12 protein-coding genes are annotated in these 13,185 nt (G+C 60.7%); all 12 read right to left on the bottom strand.

Going from position 1 to position 13,185, the window contains the following annotated elements:
* Nucleotides 1-52: 52 nt before the first annotated feature.
* Nucleotides 53-382 (bottom strand): hypothetical protein, encoded by a 330-nt coding sequence (locus DMP03_RS14685; RefSeq protein ID WP_121513376.1) that lies wholly within the window; start codon nucleotides 380-382, stop codon nucleotides 53-55.
* 31 nt (nucleotides 383-413) lie between these two features.
* Nucleotides 414-926, bottom strand: a complete 513-nt coding sequence (locus DMP03_RS12485; RefSeq protein ID WP_152120874.1) for a hypothetical protein — start codon at nucleotides 924-926, stop codon at nucleotides 414-416.
* Nucleotides 927-1,229 carry a hypothetical protein gene (locus tag DMP03_RS12480; protein ID WP_058365798.1) on the bottom strand — a complete coding sequence of 101 codons (303 nt, stop codon included), beginning with the start codon at nucleotides 1,227-1,229 and terminating at the stop codon, nucleotides 927-929.
* 71 nt (nucleotides 1,230-1,300) lie between these two features.
* Complete coding sequence (locus DMP03_RS12475; protein ID WP_152120873.1) at nucleotides 1,301-1,627, bottom strand: DUF7558 family protein; 327 nt, start codon at nucleotides 1,625-1,627, stop codon at nucleotides 1,301-1,303.
* Nucleotides 1,627-1,917 carry a hypothetical protein gene (locus DMP03_RS12470; RefSeq protein ID WP_152120872.1) on the bottom strand — a complete coding sequence of 97 codons (291 nt, stop codon included), beginning with the start codon at nucleotides 1,915-1,917 and terminating at the stop codon, nucleotides 1,627-1,629. Before DMP03_RS12470 ends, DMP03_RS12475 begins: the two co-directional genes overlap by 1 nt.
* Nucleotides 1,918-2,112: 195 nt before the next feature.
* Complete coding sequence (locus DMP03_RS12465) at nucleotides 2,113-2,601, bottom strand: hypothetical protein (RefSeq protein ID WP_235908765.1); 489 nt, start codon at nucleotides 2,599-2,601, stop codon at nucleotides 2,113-2,115.
* A 127-nt stretch (nucleotides 2,602-2,728) separates the two neighbouring features.
* The gene (locus tag DMP03_RS14680) at nucleotides 2,729-3,163 is read right to left on the bottom strand and encodes a hypothetical protein (protein ID WP_152120871.1); all 435 of its coding nucleotides are present in this window, start codon (nucleotides 3,161-3,163) and stop codon (nucleotides 2,729-2,731) included.
* Nucleotides 3,164-3,171: 8 nt separating this feature from the next.
* Nucleotides 3,172-3,705: a DUF7342 family protein gene (locus DMP03_RS12455; RefSeq protein ID WP_152120870.1), complete on the bottom strand. Its 534-nt coding sequence runs from the start codon at nucleotides 3,703-3,705 to the stop codon at nucleotides 3,172-3,174.
* A gap of 211 nt (nucleotides 3,706-3,916) precedes the next feature.
* Entirely contained in the window at nucleotides 3,917-5,185 is a 1,269-nt protein-coding gene (locus DMP03_RS14385; RefSeq protein WP_172967152.1) for a phage NrS-1 polymerase family protein, read from the bottom strand.
* Nucleotides 5,186-5,573: 388 nt separating this feature from the next.
* Complete coding sequence (locus DMP03_RS12440) at nucleotides 5,574-9,896, bottom strand: conjugal transfer protein (protein ID WP_235908764.1); 4,323 nt, start codon at nucleotides 9,894-9,896, stop codon at nucleotides 5,574-5,576.
* Nucleotides 9,862-12,069, bottom strand: a complete 2,208-nt coding sequence (locus DMP03_RS12435) for a VirB4 family type IV secretion system protein (RefSeq protein WP_152120868.1) — start codon at nucleotides 12,067-12,069, stop codon at nucleotides 9,862-9,864. Before DMP03_RS12435 ends, DMP03_RS12440 begins: the two co-directional genes overlap by 35 nt.
* Entirely contained in the window at nucleotides 12,062-13,183 is a 1,122-nt protein-coding gene (locus DMP03_RS12430; protein ID WP_152120867.1) for a hypothetical protein, read from the bottom strand. Before DMP03_RS12430 ends, DMP03_RS12435 begins: the two co-directional genes overlap by 8 nt.
* Nucleotides 13,184-13,185: the final 2 nt, after the last annotated feature.

The following is a 13,185-nucleotide window of genomic DNA, read 5'->3' as shown; positions in this document are numbered from 1 at the left end:
GCAGCGGTGGTCGCGGGATGCCGAGCGGCCGAGGGCTTTCAGAAACTGTATTTCAATCGTCGTGCTGCGCGTTCAATTCTGTAAGGAACTGGCCGGCTGCTGTCCCGATACGAACACCGTCGACGTTACGCATCTCGAGGTCATGCGTGGCAGTCCGAAAGGGGTGGTGGTCGACGAGAACGCGATGGATAACAGTTCGGACAGGGCCGGTCCCGTACCTGTCGACGACAGTCGCCATCATCTCGTCGAGATGTGCATCCCGGTGCTCCGTCCGGGGATGCTGTGCGCGTTCGAGCACGAGTTCGACTACATCGTCAACTGATGCGTGCTCGGGATTCTTCGTTCGTTCACGAACGTCGTAGAGAGCGTCGTTATCAGGCATTCCAAATCACTTCGAAGGATCCTCCACGGTGTTAGGGCTCTTCGAGCAACGAGCGAGCTCGCTGCACGTAACTGTTCGCGCCCCAGCTACGGGCGTCACTGATCGCATCGAGGAGCAGCCGCGCGTCGGCAGCTGATAGGTGTTCAGTTCGAACGAGCACCGAGAGTAGTGTCGGTGTCGTGACGAGCCGGGTATCAGCGAGTGAGGCGTGGATCAAGCCAAGTTGGTTGAACTCGTCACAGAGGAAGAGCGCAGCATCGAGATTATTCGCGAGCGTCACCGCCGCGTTCTCACCGTCATCGAGCGGGAACTCGACATCGAGGTCGACCGACTGTGTCGTGAATGCATCCACCTGGTCAAGGACGGCGGACGCGGCGTGTCCATGGACGTCATCGTAGGAGGCGATCTCTCGGAGCTCATCGATGACCGCTGTTGGGACGACGACCTCGTACCGGGAGAGACAAAGTGCGAGTGGATCGGGATCGTCGTCAGTAACGATTCCGAGACTCACGAGGGCGGAGGCGTCTGCGATAAGCCGCGACATCTAAGCGTCGGCGACCTCGTCGATGAAGTCCTCGTCCAACTGCTGTTTCAACACTCGGAGGTTTGCCGCCTCCTCGGCTCCGACGAGCGCTTTGAGTTGCTCGAAGGTGATCTCATCGTCGTAATAGGCGGCAGCGATCTCCTGGGTGAGTGCGTCGTCGTGAGCGGCATCTTGGAGGTACTCCCGAAGCGCGGTCACGAGGATATCTGTTCGGTCTTCCCCGAGGACTGCGGCCAGTGCGTCGGCCCGGTCGATGAGCCGATCGGGGGCCCGAAACTGCACGCGCTTCTTATCGGTGCTCATAATGTGTACATTGTGAGCCAACGCACTTAGCCGTTTTCGTGTGTACGATGTGAGCCTCACGCGGCCAAGCGTCACTCGGCCACGAGGTGTTCCTCGAGGTCACGCGTCCAGTACGTCGCGAGCTCACCAGGGCTACAGCGAGCACACAGTTGGAGCGGCCCCTCGAGATGGCCGAGTTCGACGCGGAACCGGGTAAGTGCCGCGAGGGCGTCGACGACCAGTCCGCACCCGTCGCAGGCGTGGTGGTCGCGCTCGTCGGGATCCGACCGCGTCTGGGTGGCGCAGTCGACACAGATTGGGTGCGTCATCCGTTCGTCTTTCCCCCACGTATGCGCCTCGCCCATCTCTGCACCAGGCGGTGAATCGCAGAACGCACACCCAGAAAGCGTCTGTTGCATCAGTTATCCTCTGCGTCGGCGTCGGTGGCAGCCCGCCAGCCACGATGGAACACGGCGAGCTGGGTGATCGACTCGAAGGGCGTGCTACTGGGCTCGTGGACGAGAATGCGTTGGTCAGGGATCGGCGCCACCACATCGTCTTCGACGAGCTCGCCAACGAGACGGCGGGCAGTCGTCTCATCGATGTCCGCCGTCGCGACCCGGGACGCATCCCGGTCCTGTGCAATGAGTTCGGTTTCGAGCCGGTCGTAGTCGCCTGTCGTGTCGTCGATAATATCTTGACCAGTCATAGGGACTCACGCTTCTGCACGCGCTTCGAGCGCGCCTCACGCCTCCTGGCGCCGATAGACATACCTGTGGTGCGGGCACGATGTCCTACGTCAGCGATCTGCCTCCAGCTAGCCTCATTCCTAGCCGGAAGGGAGCATGACGCTACCCCAACAACTACTGTGAGCCACCCCTCGCTGTCGGTCCCGGTCGGTCTGTTAGAGGGCGATCACGAGCCCGGTCACGAGTGTTACGAGTCCGAGTGCCAGCCACGTCGTCCGCGCTGCAAGACGCTGCCAAACCCGCCTCCCCAGCTGGCGCAATTGATCACGGAGCGCTGCCCGCCGTTCCGTTTCGAGGACCGCAACTTCGTCGTAGTAGTCACGGCGATCTGCGGGAAGCGTCCGGAGTGTCGTCTGGCACTCGCTGCAGGTGTATTCGAACTCTGCCCGGACGTGCTGCCGGCGAAATTCTTGCTCGCCGCCCTCGTCGTAGCCTGTAACCTCGTACACGAGGAGTTTCGAGACGAAGCGACGAGCCCCGCATTCCGGACAGTGGTTCAGCCTAAGCGTTGGCGTTTCATCCTCGCTGCTCGCATCGTCTGGCCACGACGGCTGCGAATCTGTGTCCTCGGTCTCTCTCGGTGGACTCGTGTGGTTCTCTGACGGCGATGCACTCGCTGCCTCGGAGTTACTGAACGTAGACATGGATTCACCTGTGACCGCGCTCAGCCGGCAACAGTCTGGACACCACAACGGCTCTCGTGGTGGTGCCCATTGTACTGAGCGCCGTCACCCTTGGTCGGCGTGATAAACGCCACTGCGGGGGAGTCGTCTACTCGTCCCACAGTACTGCAATCCGGTCTTCGATCTCGTCGAGGACGAGTCGCAGGACATCACGATGGTCGATCGGCCAGGAGTCATCGTCACCGGACGTCGGGGCGGTGGGCGGGGGATGGAAGTGGTCTCGTGTATTGTGGGGGTTTGGATGCCGGTCCCATCGGCATTCCCAGGTGTGCTCCGCGTGCTGCTCTCGATAGTGGATTGTGAAGTCGTCGTTCGTGTACCAGCGGACCGTCAGGGTTGCGTCGTCGACCGACGCTGGGTAGTACGATGATGCAAAGACGACCTGAAGCTCGAGATGGCCACTTGCATCCGTGATGGCCGCTCGGGAGACTTGTCCGGTGGCTTGGAGCCGTGTCTGAAGGAACTCGAGGATGGGGCGATCGATGGGGGCGGGGCTCCCGCCATCGCCTGTCGGTGGCACCATCGAGCGGGTTACCCGGATGCCTGTTCGCGTTCGCTACCCGTGCGTTGCTGGCGTGCGCGTTCGTAGCGGTCACGCTCCTCGCGGGCGGTCGCCCAGTCGGCGAGGTCGCTGTACACGTCGTCGATGGTCCGTTCGTCGCTGGCTTCCGCGGCGGCGACGGCGTCGACGGCGGCCGGTGACGCGGCGTCGTACGCCTCCTCATACTCGGTGATGCGCGTCGTCAGCTCACGAACGCGGTCCTGGAGTTCCTCGACAGAATGGTCGGCTGCGAGCTGGTTGATGCGTCGCCACTCGAAGTACGCGTCATTACGCTCGTAGGTGGCTGGGTGGCCGTCGTGTCGGGTAACGATGCCGAGATCGTCGAACCAGCCCAGATACTTTCGGGCGGTCTTGGGGTCACAGTCGGCGCTGTCGGCGATCGCGCTTGCCGTCGTCGGCTCGCGGGTCTGCAGGATGGTGCCGTAGATGCGTTGTTCGACGTCGTCGCTGGCGAACGCATCCTCAAAGGGAGGTGGCCCATCGGCGGCGTCTGTCTCGGACATACTCAGAATTGCAGGTCTAAGGATATAGTTCTTACTTTGAGGAATAGTTTCCCGAACAACAGTATCCTGCGATAGCCCCCATTTTGCGGCGAGATTGAGCGTAGTTAACCAACAAACAGCGCAATATAGCGAGAACGTTGGTTAATACTTCTATCTCGCGGAACCAGAACTCTCGAGGGAGGGCTTCTCGGATGAAGGTGACGCGGCGCTACTACTCGGACTGGCCACCGAAGAATCGACTCAACATAGAGGGTGATTCTGAATCGTCATCGGTCTCTCTCGCAGTACCGGAGTCTTCCTCGTGAGACTGCGCAGTCTCCCGGTCACGGGTTGCGAGTTCGTCGGTGAGCCGCTCGACCTCTGCTTCGAGAGTCTCGATCCGCTCCGTCTTCTGTTCGAGTGTTGCTTCGAGCTCGTCGACGCGCTCGCTCAACAGTCGGTTTTTCTCCGTCAGGTACGCACGACTCCGGTCTGCCTCGTCAGGTGTCCCGCCAGCTGTGACCTCGTCAGGTGTGCCGTTGGGATCTGCGGCGTCGTCGCCGGCGTCCGGGTTGTAGAACTCCGATGTGGTCGCAATCGCTCGCTCGATGGTCTTCTCGCCGTAGGTCGACCCGTCAGCGTAGTGAACCTCGTCCCATTTCTCGCGGTGGAGTCCCGACTGGCGGAACAGGTGATCCATCTGCGTCTGGTCGCCGCCGGTCCAGAATGCAAGCAAACAGCACAGCGCCATGTCGGCCTCGGACTGACTGTCGTAGCCGACCGTATTCCCGTTCCAGAGCTGCTCGAACTTCTCGCCGTTCGACGCGTTCCGTGCTTTCTCGAGGAGTTCCTCATCCTCGAGGTCGACGTCAACGTCGACGTCGACCGCATCGGTCGTCGGTGACCGGGCGGCAGCGCCACCACGCTGTTCGGACTCGGATGCTGTGTCGCGCTCGATGTCCTGGACGTACTCACGGTGAATCGCTGTGAGCGCGTCCTGACGACGTGCAACGCGCGTCGGTGTCCGCTCGACGTGGTCGCCAGTAACGGTGAAAAAGCGTGCCGTGTCATACAGTTCGACGCTTCCACGTCGGTTCCGCCCGTCTGGGAGTGTGCCGGTGATCAGGACATGATAGCCGGTGCCGGATGGAGATATCTCCGTATAGGAGTCGAGTCGCTCAATGATGTCCAGCGCTGCGTCGTCGACGTCGCCGGTTTCCGGGTCGCGGCAGTCGTCCAGATCGACGCCGACGATGGGATCGTCGTCGGTAAACACGAACCCGACGCCATCGGCGTGCTCTGTCTCGGTGTAGTCGAGTGCTGTCTCGAAACTCGCCCAGGTCTCCGATTCTGTTGCTGACGCGAACCCCCCAGCCCCTGGCGTCACCGGGATCTTCGTCGGTTTGCCGTCCCGCTCCTCTTCCCGCCAGCACACCCACTGGTCGCGTTCGCGCAACGTCTCCGGAATTGCCTCCGGCTCTTCGATCATCGGTTCACTCATTCTCACGTAGCACCTCGCATGGCTCTCACTGGCTCTGAGCCAGCACAGAACTCTCTCTGCTGTACGTCGCGATCCAATCCCTTGGTCCCAACGGGGACCCCCCGTTCTATTCTAGTTGGTTTTTGCCGTAACAGATCATCCAAATCCGCGAAATCCCGGGTTTGAGGCTCCCGATGCGTGTATACGGCAAAAACTCTCCAGAATGCTTGTGTTACGGCATTTCGGTTGATTGCCGTAACCCTTTGCCGTCTGCTGATTTCGGTGCTTCGGAGGCGATATGCATCGATGTTCCCGTAATGGGTGAGGTTTTTCCTGTTATGCAAACTCAAGTTTGCATTTACGGTATATTTGGAGCTGAGTGTGGATTGCATTGTATTCACCTCCAGCTCTATTCAGATTTGAGTGCAAGCCCCTCGTAGTATCGAACGGAGTCGCCGTTCTCACTGTCTGTGTTCCGCTCGAACATGACATAGTTCCCGAGGCGACGACCGAACCAGGGCTTGCTATCTGTATCAATCCCGTGAGCTTCAGCCCACTGTTCGTAGATTTCGTAGACATCTCCGGCGGCTACTCTGCTTTGCGGGTCTTCGACGAGGTGTGTCTCTGCGAATCGCTCAACAACCGCCTCTGGATCATCAGCAATCTCGTCAACCGATGGCTGAGGCGCCTGCTGGATATGGTCAGCCTGTCCTCCTGTCGTTCCTTCGAACTCACTTGTGGTGACGGTATCGAGTAAGGTGTCCATCGAGTACGTACCGTCAGTATCGTACACGACCGGGTCGCCTTCCTCAGGGAGAATGACGATAGCGTACGACGTGGGGCTATAGTCGGGTGTCTGGAGTTCGGCTTCGGGGACAAATGGCTTCTTGATACGCACCCAGTCGTCCTCGAACTTCGATTTCGTCTCGTAGATGTGTTGCTCACCGTGCTCGTATACCACGTACTCGTCGGCAGCGTGGTCGTAGCTGTAGATGGCTGGAACACGGTCCTTCGAGAGTTTTTCAAGTGACGGGAGGCGGATGTGTTCCGTCCCGCTGGTATCACGAAGGACGATCTCGTCGCCATCACGCTGCCAGATGTTCTGGGTCCCGTTCTCGTCGTCGGTCGCCGGACGGACGGCCGTCACTCCACCTTCTTCGGTCGCCCCGCCGTTGAACGTGAGATTCGAGTCAGTCGTGTAGAATCGCGTCTCACCATTCTGGAGGGTACGGACGGGTGGCGTGAGAATGCCGTCGACACGCTCGGCCCACTCAGTTTCGTCGTTTCCTGGTCGAACGACAAACAGCGGGATATCTCCTGCTGCTTGGGCCTTCCGGAGGTTCGTGAGTACCTTTGCGGGATTCTCGGGTGTCGTCGTTTCGACTTCGATGGCGAATCGGTCGGCAACGTCGGGGTGGCTCGCCCTTGCGTCAGGTTTCTCGCTGCCATCCTGTGCGAGGATCGAGACAGTGAAGCCCAGTGCGGTAAGCTCTTCTTCGATCTGGAGGAGTGCTGCGTCGTGAGCACTCCCACCAGCGGCCTGCACGCTACCAGTATCGGGTGTCGAGACATCCTCTCCGGCTTCAGTGAGTCGGATGCGGAGCTCGTCGGCGTCGATATCGATGGTCGTATCGAGGTATCGTGATCGTTCTCGGATGTCCGCGAGTGCATCATACGATGGCGGCTCGGCGTCGACATCGTCGAAGAGCCGCCTGAGTTCGTCGTCAACTGCTTCAACGGCCACCCAGCCGTTCTCCTCGCGGCATCCCTCTCGGAGCTGAAGACTCCGAACCACCTTCGCAATCGCGACATCCAGGTCGTCGCTCGCGATATCGAGGACCTCGTGTCTGTCGGCAGGTGTGCTCGTTGTTGAGGTGTCTGGCTCAGCCGGCACACCGTGTTCGTCGCTGATGTTCTCGTGCATCGAGGAGAGTGTCTCGGTGAACTGCTCCTCTTCACGCTCAGTGAGCGGGGATTCGCTCTCGGGGTGCCCCGGTGGAATCGGGAGTGGTTCGAGACTGAACGGATACGGCCCTGTTTCACCGAACGTCGGGCTTGGCAAGCTGGCGATCCACTCTCCGCGCGGCAACGAACGAATCCGATTGGCGAAATCCGCGGGGTCCATCTCTTCGTGGGCCATCGCACGTGCCAGTTCCCGGTCGACGTTGATTTTCCCGATGAGTGAACTGCCAATGTTGTTCAGAGCATTCAGGTAGATCTTCCGCCCACCTTCAGCCTCCATTTGTTCGGGGAACTGCATCGACAGGCCAACAGAGAGCCGGAATCCCCGCCCTTTCTCGAGGAGGTCGTTCATGATGTCGGAGACCACGACCGATGCTGCCTCGTCGACGAGCAAGTTCACGACGTAGTCGTCCGAGTGCTGGGAGAGCGCCTGTTTGCGATCTTTGAGAGCTGCATCGAGATTGGTCAGGATCACACCGGTCATGATCCGGGCAGCGTCGTCGCGGAGGTCTCCGAGGTCGAAGAGGATGACCGTATCCTCGTCGAGGACATCCCGAAAGTCGAACTGGTTCTCGGTATTGTTGAAGATCTGCCGCAGGTGCGTATCCTGTGAAATGTACGCAAGACGGTTTCCGACACCGCCCATCACGTTCGCGAAGGTGTTCGAATCTAACTGGAGTTGCCGTCGAATCGTCCGGGTGACTTCCTCGTCGCTCGACCGTGGAGCGTCGCCGATGTTCTCGTTCGGTGGCCCGGCCTCCCAAAGCTGGTCGACGACGTGTTCGAGCTGTCGGTGGGCGAAGTAGTCCGTCGACGCTCGGTACTGCCCGTTCTCACGCCCGTATTCCTCGTCGAACAGTGCCTTGATGAGTGTCTTGATGAGGGTTGGGGCTACAGTCGCCCGCTCGTAGCGGTCGGTTCCCATCACGAGCTTCAAAATCTCCTCGTAGTGGTCGGCCTTCCGTTGGACGGCGTCTTCGCGGCGCCGTCCACTCTCCATCGACGGTTCGAGATCGAAAAACGAGAACCCGGGGAGGACGTCCGGGATTGGGAAGTGGACGACGTTCTCTTCGAGGTCAGTCATTCCGAACCGACGCGCGTGAGCCCGCATGTAATTCTGGGCCATGTCGTCGTTCTTCGGGATGATGAGGATCGTCGGCCCCTCGGTGTTGGCGTACAGCGACAGCATATCGTTGATGAGGGCTTTCGACTTCCCAGAGCCGGTTGTTCCGAACCGGCCGTAATGAGTGGGCAGCAGTCCGGGTGGAATGTGTGTCGGCACGTCTTCGGCCTCGCCGGTGTCGTCGAGGGCATACCCGATTGCCATCCCGTCTCGGAACTCACTCATGAGGTCCTGGTGCGGACGGGGCAATGGATTCCGACTCTGCTGTTCCGCACGTGTCCCCCGTGTCCCCTCGACAGTAAGCTGTTCCGAGGAAGGGACGAGTACGAAGTTCGCGAGTTCTCGGCCACTCAGGACGAACTCCGGACGGGTCTTCCCACGGCCGGTCGTGATCTCACGATCCAAGAGCCGCTGCAGCGCCGCTCGTGCGTTCCGTTCTTTCGTGGCTGCCCGGAAACCGCTGTCGCGTACCCGTTCGGCCGCAACCTGGTAGTACGGCCCGTCAAGCGGGTCGAATACTGGGACAAGTGACTGTATCCGCTCATCGAGATCATCGTGACCGTCACCACCGGATGGAATCCCGACTGCTCGGATGTCCGCGGTGAACGACCGCTTCGGATTTTTCGCCTCGATTGCCGCGACACGTTTTGCAACCGCGTCGCTCAGCTGGTTTCTGTCCCGGCTCTCCGACTGATCGTCGAGTTCGAAGAGGGAGCCAATAATTTCCTGAGCGAGTGTGTCTCGTCCGTCGATGACGTCCTCCTTGCGGAGGTCGGCATCGGACTGCCAGCTCTCGCGTCGCTGGAAGACGACTTGGAACGCTACTGGTGCTGTCGCCTCCATTAGGTGATCGACGAGCGACGCGAGCGCACCCCCTGGTTGATCGACCGCGGGGAGTTCTGCTTCGTCGTCGGCAGTAAATGGTGAGAGTGAAGTCATCCAGTCCTGCTTCCGAGTCGCCGACCCTTGCCACCGCACGCCGAGTGGGGAGACGGATTCGGTCGCTGGCCGGGCGAGTATCGTCCCCTCCGATGTTACCGTTGGTTTGGCAAGCGTCGTGAGTGGCTCATCCTCGGGAATCGCATCTGGTGGGGCGAGTTCGAGGACAGTATCTTCGGTTTCGATGAAGTGGTCGGCAGACTGATCGCTGACCGTTCCCCCATCCGCGACTGATTCGGCGTCCCCTGACCCCGCTTGACCGTTGTCGTCAGTCCCACGTTCGTATTGCTCGTCAGGACCGAACTCGTACTGGAGGTCGCCCGACTCATAGTGCTCGACGAATGTCTCGCGGTCGAATTCGACAGGCTGTACGAGTCGGGATGCGATGTCGACCTCGGTACGCTCGATGTCGAACGTCTCGGGATAGACCGACCGGAGCCGCTTCTCAAGGGTATCCAGATGGTCGTCGGCACCGTAGTAGAATTCGACGGGGTCATCTTTCCCCTCGCTCAGCGCGAGGAATTCGAAGCGTAGCGGTGTGTCGCTATGGAGCGGATTGAGTTTGTCAGCTAGGCCTGTCGAGTCCGTTGAGGTCAGTTTGTGGAGGCTCTCCAGTGCCTGCGGCAGACGCTCCGGATTGAGCCGTTCGGAGGTTGGCGTCACGCGAAGGTACTCACGCATCGTCGTCACCTCCCGTTTCACCGCCATCAGTCTCTGTTGGCGTCCGCTCAGGTGTGTGTTGTCCGTTGTCGGTCGCTCGGCTTTCAATATCGTCTTGGAACGCCTGCACCTCCGCGTCCACAGCATTCTCACCAGTCCCGGGGAGTGAGTCTCGCCGTTGCTCGGTTGGCTCGAAGTCGATGACCTGCTTCTCCTTGGGCATCGCTTTGACCTGGATCCCACGCCACTCGCCGTCGACGCCCACGAGGGCCTCGGAGAAGCCGGCATCCTCGTTACCAGGAACGGCGTCCTGGACGAACCGCATCTGCGCGTAGTTCAGGCCGAACTCGTCGGCCCACTCCTCGTCCATCCCGTCGAGACGGTGGAACTGCTTGACCGCACACTGGTCCAGAATAGCCTCGCTCTCGGCGTGCTCGAAGAACTCGTCGACCGTCTGCGTGACCAGTCGGATCGAGAGGTCGTGGTGCCGGTGGTGGCGGAACACCGTCTCAAGGAACGCCAAGCTCGCGGCGTCCTGCATGATGTAGCGGGCCTCGTCGATGTAGAACACGACCTCCTTCTCCGAGACCTTCGCTCGCTCGTAGACCAGCGAGATGAGCAGCTGCATGGTCAGCGCCGTACTGCTGTCGACGCTCCCCTCCTGCTGGGCGAGGTCGAGATAGATGACCTTCTCGTCCCGGATATCGAAGTCGGATTCCTGGCCGAGGTTGGCGTGGCGACCGTCGTCCTCGAAGGGGCGGAGCTGGTCGAGGAGCCACGTCGCATCCTCCTTGATCTTCACTGCCTCTTCGTCGGACCGGACGACGAACTCCTCGGGGTCGTCGACCATATCCTCGAACACGTCCATCATATCACGGATGGTCGGACTCGGATTGCTGTGCGTGGAGATGTCGTCGGTGATACCCTTCCGCTGGTAGGCACGTTTGAGGGCGAGTTCGAGCGTGGTCCGTCGGTCGCCAAGCGAGATGCCCCGCAGCGCGAAGAAGTTCGTGAGGAAGCTCATCGCGTCGTCGAGCTTCTCGTTGAACGGGCTCGCGTCCTCGCCCATCGCCCGCTGGACGTGTTCGGGTGTCTCCCGAATCTCCAAGGGGTTCAGCCCGAGTGTCCCGCCGACTGTGATCCGCTTGGCGTCGAGCGCCTCTGAGACACCAGCCCAGTTGTTCAGCGGTTCGAGGATGATGCCGATCCGGTCCTTGCTCTGCTCGATCGACCGGATGAAGTTCTGCTTGGAGCTGAACGACTTCCCCGACCCCGTGTCACCGACGGTGAACATCGCGTACCCGTTGTCCCGCGCGAACGGGTCGATGACGACCGGGCTCTGGTTGTCCTTGTGAATCCCGAACTCGACGCCGCCCTCCTCGAGGATCGTCGCGTTGTGCGGCGAAGACAGCAATGCGCCGACGGCGCCGCCGAGCGCAATCGACGTCCGGCCGAACTCGTTGTCGCCGATGGGCGCGGCGGATTGGAGGGCGAGATCTTGCCGACAAATTGCGGTCTTCGGCGTGAGGTTCGCCGGATCGTCGCGGAGGGCACTCTTGACCGTCTGGACGGCATCTCTGAGTTCGTCTTTCTCGTCGGCCCGGACGGTGATGAACATCCCTTGGTCGAACACGTTCGCGCCGTTCTCGACGGCCTTGTACGTCGCTGCGGCCTCGTTGGCGCGTTCCTGCAGGTAGGCACTCCGGATACTCTGTTCGAGGTCAGCATCGACCTGGAGGTCGTCAGCGATGTCCTGCAGTTCGTTCCGAGCCCGCTCCTGATTTTTCGGCGTGATATGAGCGGTGAGATCGAACTGGACGTCGGTCATCTCGAAGAGGTCGCTCAGATACCCGTCGTTGGGATAGTCGGCATAGTTAGCGATGTACAGCGTCGTCGTCCACTGCTCGCCGACCCGTGCGGCTCGCGTTTCCCACTCGACAGCTCCGGGCGCGGTGACGGTCTTGTGCGACTCGGAGATGTCGTCAAGGAGCTTGCGTTCGGCCTCGCCTTCTTCGAGTGTCTCCTCGTCGAGGACATCGGTGAAGTTTACCTCTGGTTCATCATCCGCAGTGAAGCGGTCCCAGAGATGCTTGCTGCCGACGCCAAGGCCGAGACCCACCACAAGGGCAAGTACTGCACTCTCTGCTGGCGTCAGATTCTGGAGCCACCCGGCGACGGAGCCAAGCGCGCCACCACCAGTCTGGAGGAGCACGTTACGCATCGTGTGGGTCCTCCCGGCGCGAGTGGCCGATGATCGATTGGTCGCGAACGACACGCTCCGCCTCGTCGTAGTCGTGTTCGCGGCCGTTCCAGAAGTCCATATTCAGGACGAACAGCTCGACCGTGCTGAGTCGACGTGCGGACCACCCCGACGCCTGCTGGATGAACTCGGATCGCACGTCGTTGACGCGACTGTCGAGCTTCTCGAACATCTGCGCACGACGTTCGACGTCGGTGAGGTCCTCGCGGCGGGTGACGAACGGGTTGAACAGGAACCCGATGACGGGGAACTGGGTCAGCTTCTCGGCGGGGGTGCCCTCGTCGCGGAAGCGGTCGTACACTTCTATCGGGCTGACTTCAACGCCGATGTAGTACCGGACCTGCTGAATACCCCGGTCACGCATCTCCTTCGGCCGTGTTTCCCGGTACTCTTCGAGGAGTTCCCGGAAAATCGGGTTTTCCGTGACGTCTTCATCAGTGAGGCGCTCCTCGATGGTCTCAGTAATCTGCTCCACCGGAAATGAACGGGTTGTGGCGTGGAGTTTGAGCTTCGAGTCCAGCTCTTTGTTAGCGAACTCTTCGCCGGCGTCTTGCAGCTGCGCCCAGTCGTCGGACATCGCGAAGTCCATGTTGGCCGGATCGATCTCGATGAACGCCTCCATCGCGCCGTCTTCACGCTGGATGGCACCAGCGCCCGGCCACGCCCGCTTGATGTTCGTGAGGTCCTGCGTTCGCTCGTCGGGCTTGAACGGCGTGTAGTTCGCGAGTCCGCCCTCGTTGCGCTCTGACTCGTTGGTACTCGTGTCGGCGTCGACGGGCGCACTGAACGTGACCTGAGGTCGCTTGAGGTAGCGATAGACGTCTTTGGTCCACGTCCAGGCGTTCAGGTGGGTTGGTGAGACGTAGATGACGGCGACGCCAAAGCCAAGCCCGCCAGCGACGAACGGGAGGGCCAGTGATTCGATCCCGGTGAGGCCAGCGATAAACAGCCCAATAATGGGGAAGGCGATGAGCATGCCGACGTCTCCTTCCTCGATATTGAGATACGGGATGCGACTCTCCTCGCCGAACTGATCCATGATGCGCCGTGCGGCCGCGTCTTGATCTGCTGACATTG

This window comes from Halosegnis rubeus, from assembly GCF_009184545.1.
In the GTDB taxonomy this organism is placed as follows: Archaea; Halobacteriota; Halobacteria; order Halobacteriales; family Haloarculaceae; genus Halosegnis; species Halosegnis rubeus.
The sequence above is the reverse complement of the archived record's forward strand: the minus strand, read 5'-3'. Positions and strand labels throughout refer to the sequence as shown.

What these genes read in the sequence shown, in the direction of transcription:
- DMP03_RS12440 (WP_235908764.1), bottom strand. Translation starts at nt 9,896, where the DNA reads ATGGCGGTGAAACGGGAGGTGACGACGATGCGTGAGTACCTTCGCGTG.
- DMP03_RS12470 (WP_152120872.1), bottom strand. Translation starts at nt 1,917, where the DNA reads ATGACTGGTCAAGATATTATCGACGACACGACAGGCGACTACGACCGG.
- DMP03_RS14385 (WP_172967152.1), bottom strand. Translation starts at nt 5,185, where the DNA reads ATGAGTGAACCGATGATCGAAGAGCCGGAGGCAATTCCGGAGACGTTG.
- DMP03_RS12465 (WP_235908765.1), bottom strand. Translation starts at nt 2,601, where the DNA reads ATGTCTACGTTCAGTAACTCCGAGGCAGCGAGTGCATCGCCGTCAGAG.
- DMP03_RS14680 (WP_152120871.1), bottom strand. Translation starts at nt 3,163, where the DNA reads ATGGTGCCACCGACAGGCGATGGCGGGAGCCCCGCCCCCATCGATCGC.
- DMP03_RS12475 (WP_152120873.1), bottom strand. Translation starts at nt 1,627, where the DNA reads ATGCAACAGACGCTTTCTGGGTGTGCGTTCTGCGATTCACCGCCTGGT.
- DMP03_RS14685 (WP_121513376.1), bottom strand. Translation starts at nt 382, where the DNA reads ATGCCTGATAACGACGCTCTCTACGACGTTCGTGAACGAACGAAGAAT.
- DMP03_RS12455 (WP_152120870.1), bottom strand. Translation starts at nt 3,705, where the DNA reads ATGTCCGAGACAGACGCCGCCGATGGGCCACCTCCCTTTGAGGATGCG.
- DMP03_RS12435 (WP_152120868.1), bottom strand. Translation starts at nt 12,069, where the DNA reads ATGCGTAACGTGCTCCTCCAGACTGGTGGTGGCGCGCTTGGCTCCGTC.
- DMP03_RS12480 (WP_058365798.1), bottom strand. Translation starts at nt 1,229, where the DNA reads ATGAGCACCGATAAGAAGCGCGTGCAGTTTCGGGCCCCCGATCGGCTC.
- DMP03_RS12430 (WP_152120867.1), bottom strand. Translation starts at nt 13,183, where the DNA reads ATGTCAGCAGATCAAGACGCGGCCGCACGGCGCATCATGGATCAGTTC.
- DMP03_RS12485 (WP_152120874.1), bottom strand. Translation starts at nt 926, where the DNA reads ATGTCGCGGCTTATCGCAGACGCCTCCGCCCTCGTGAGTCTCGGAATC.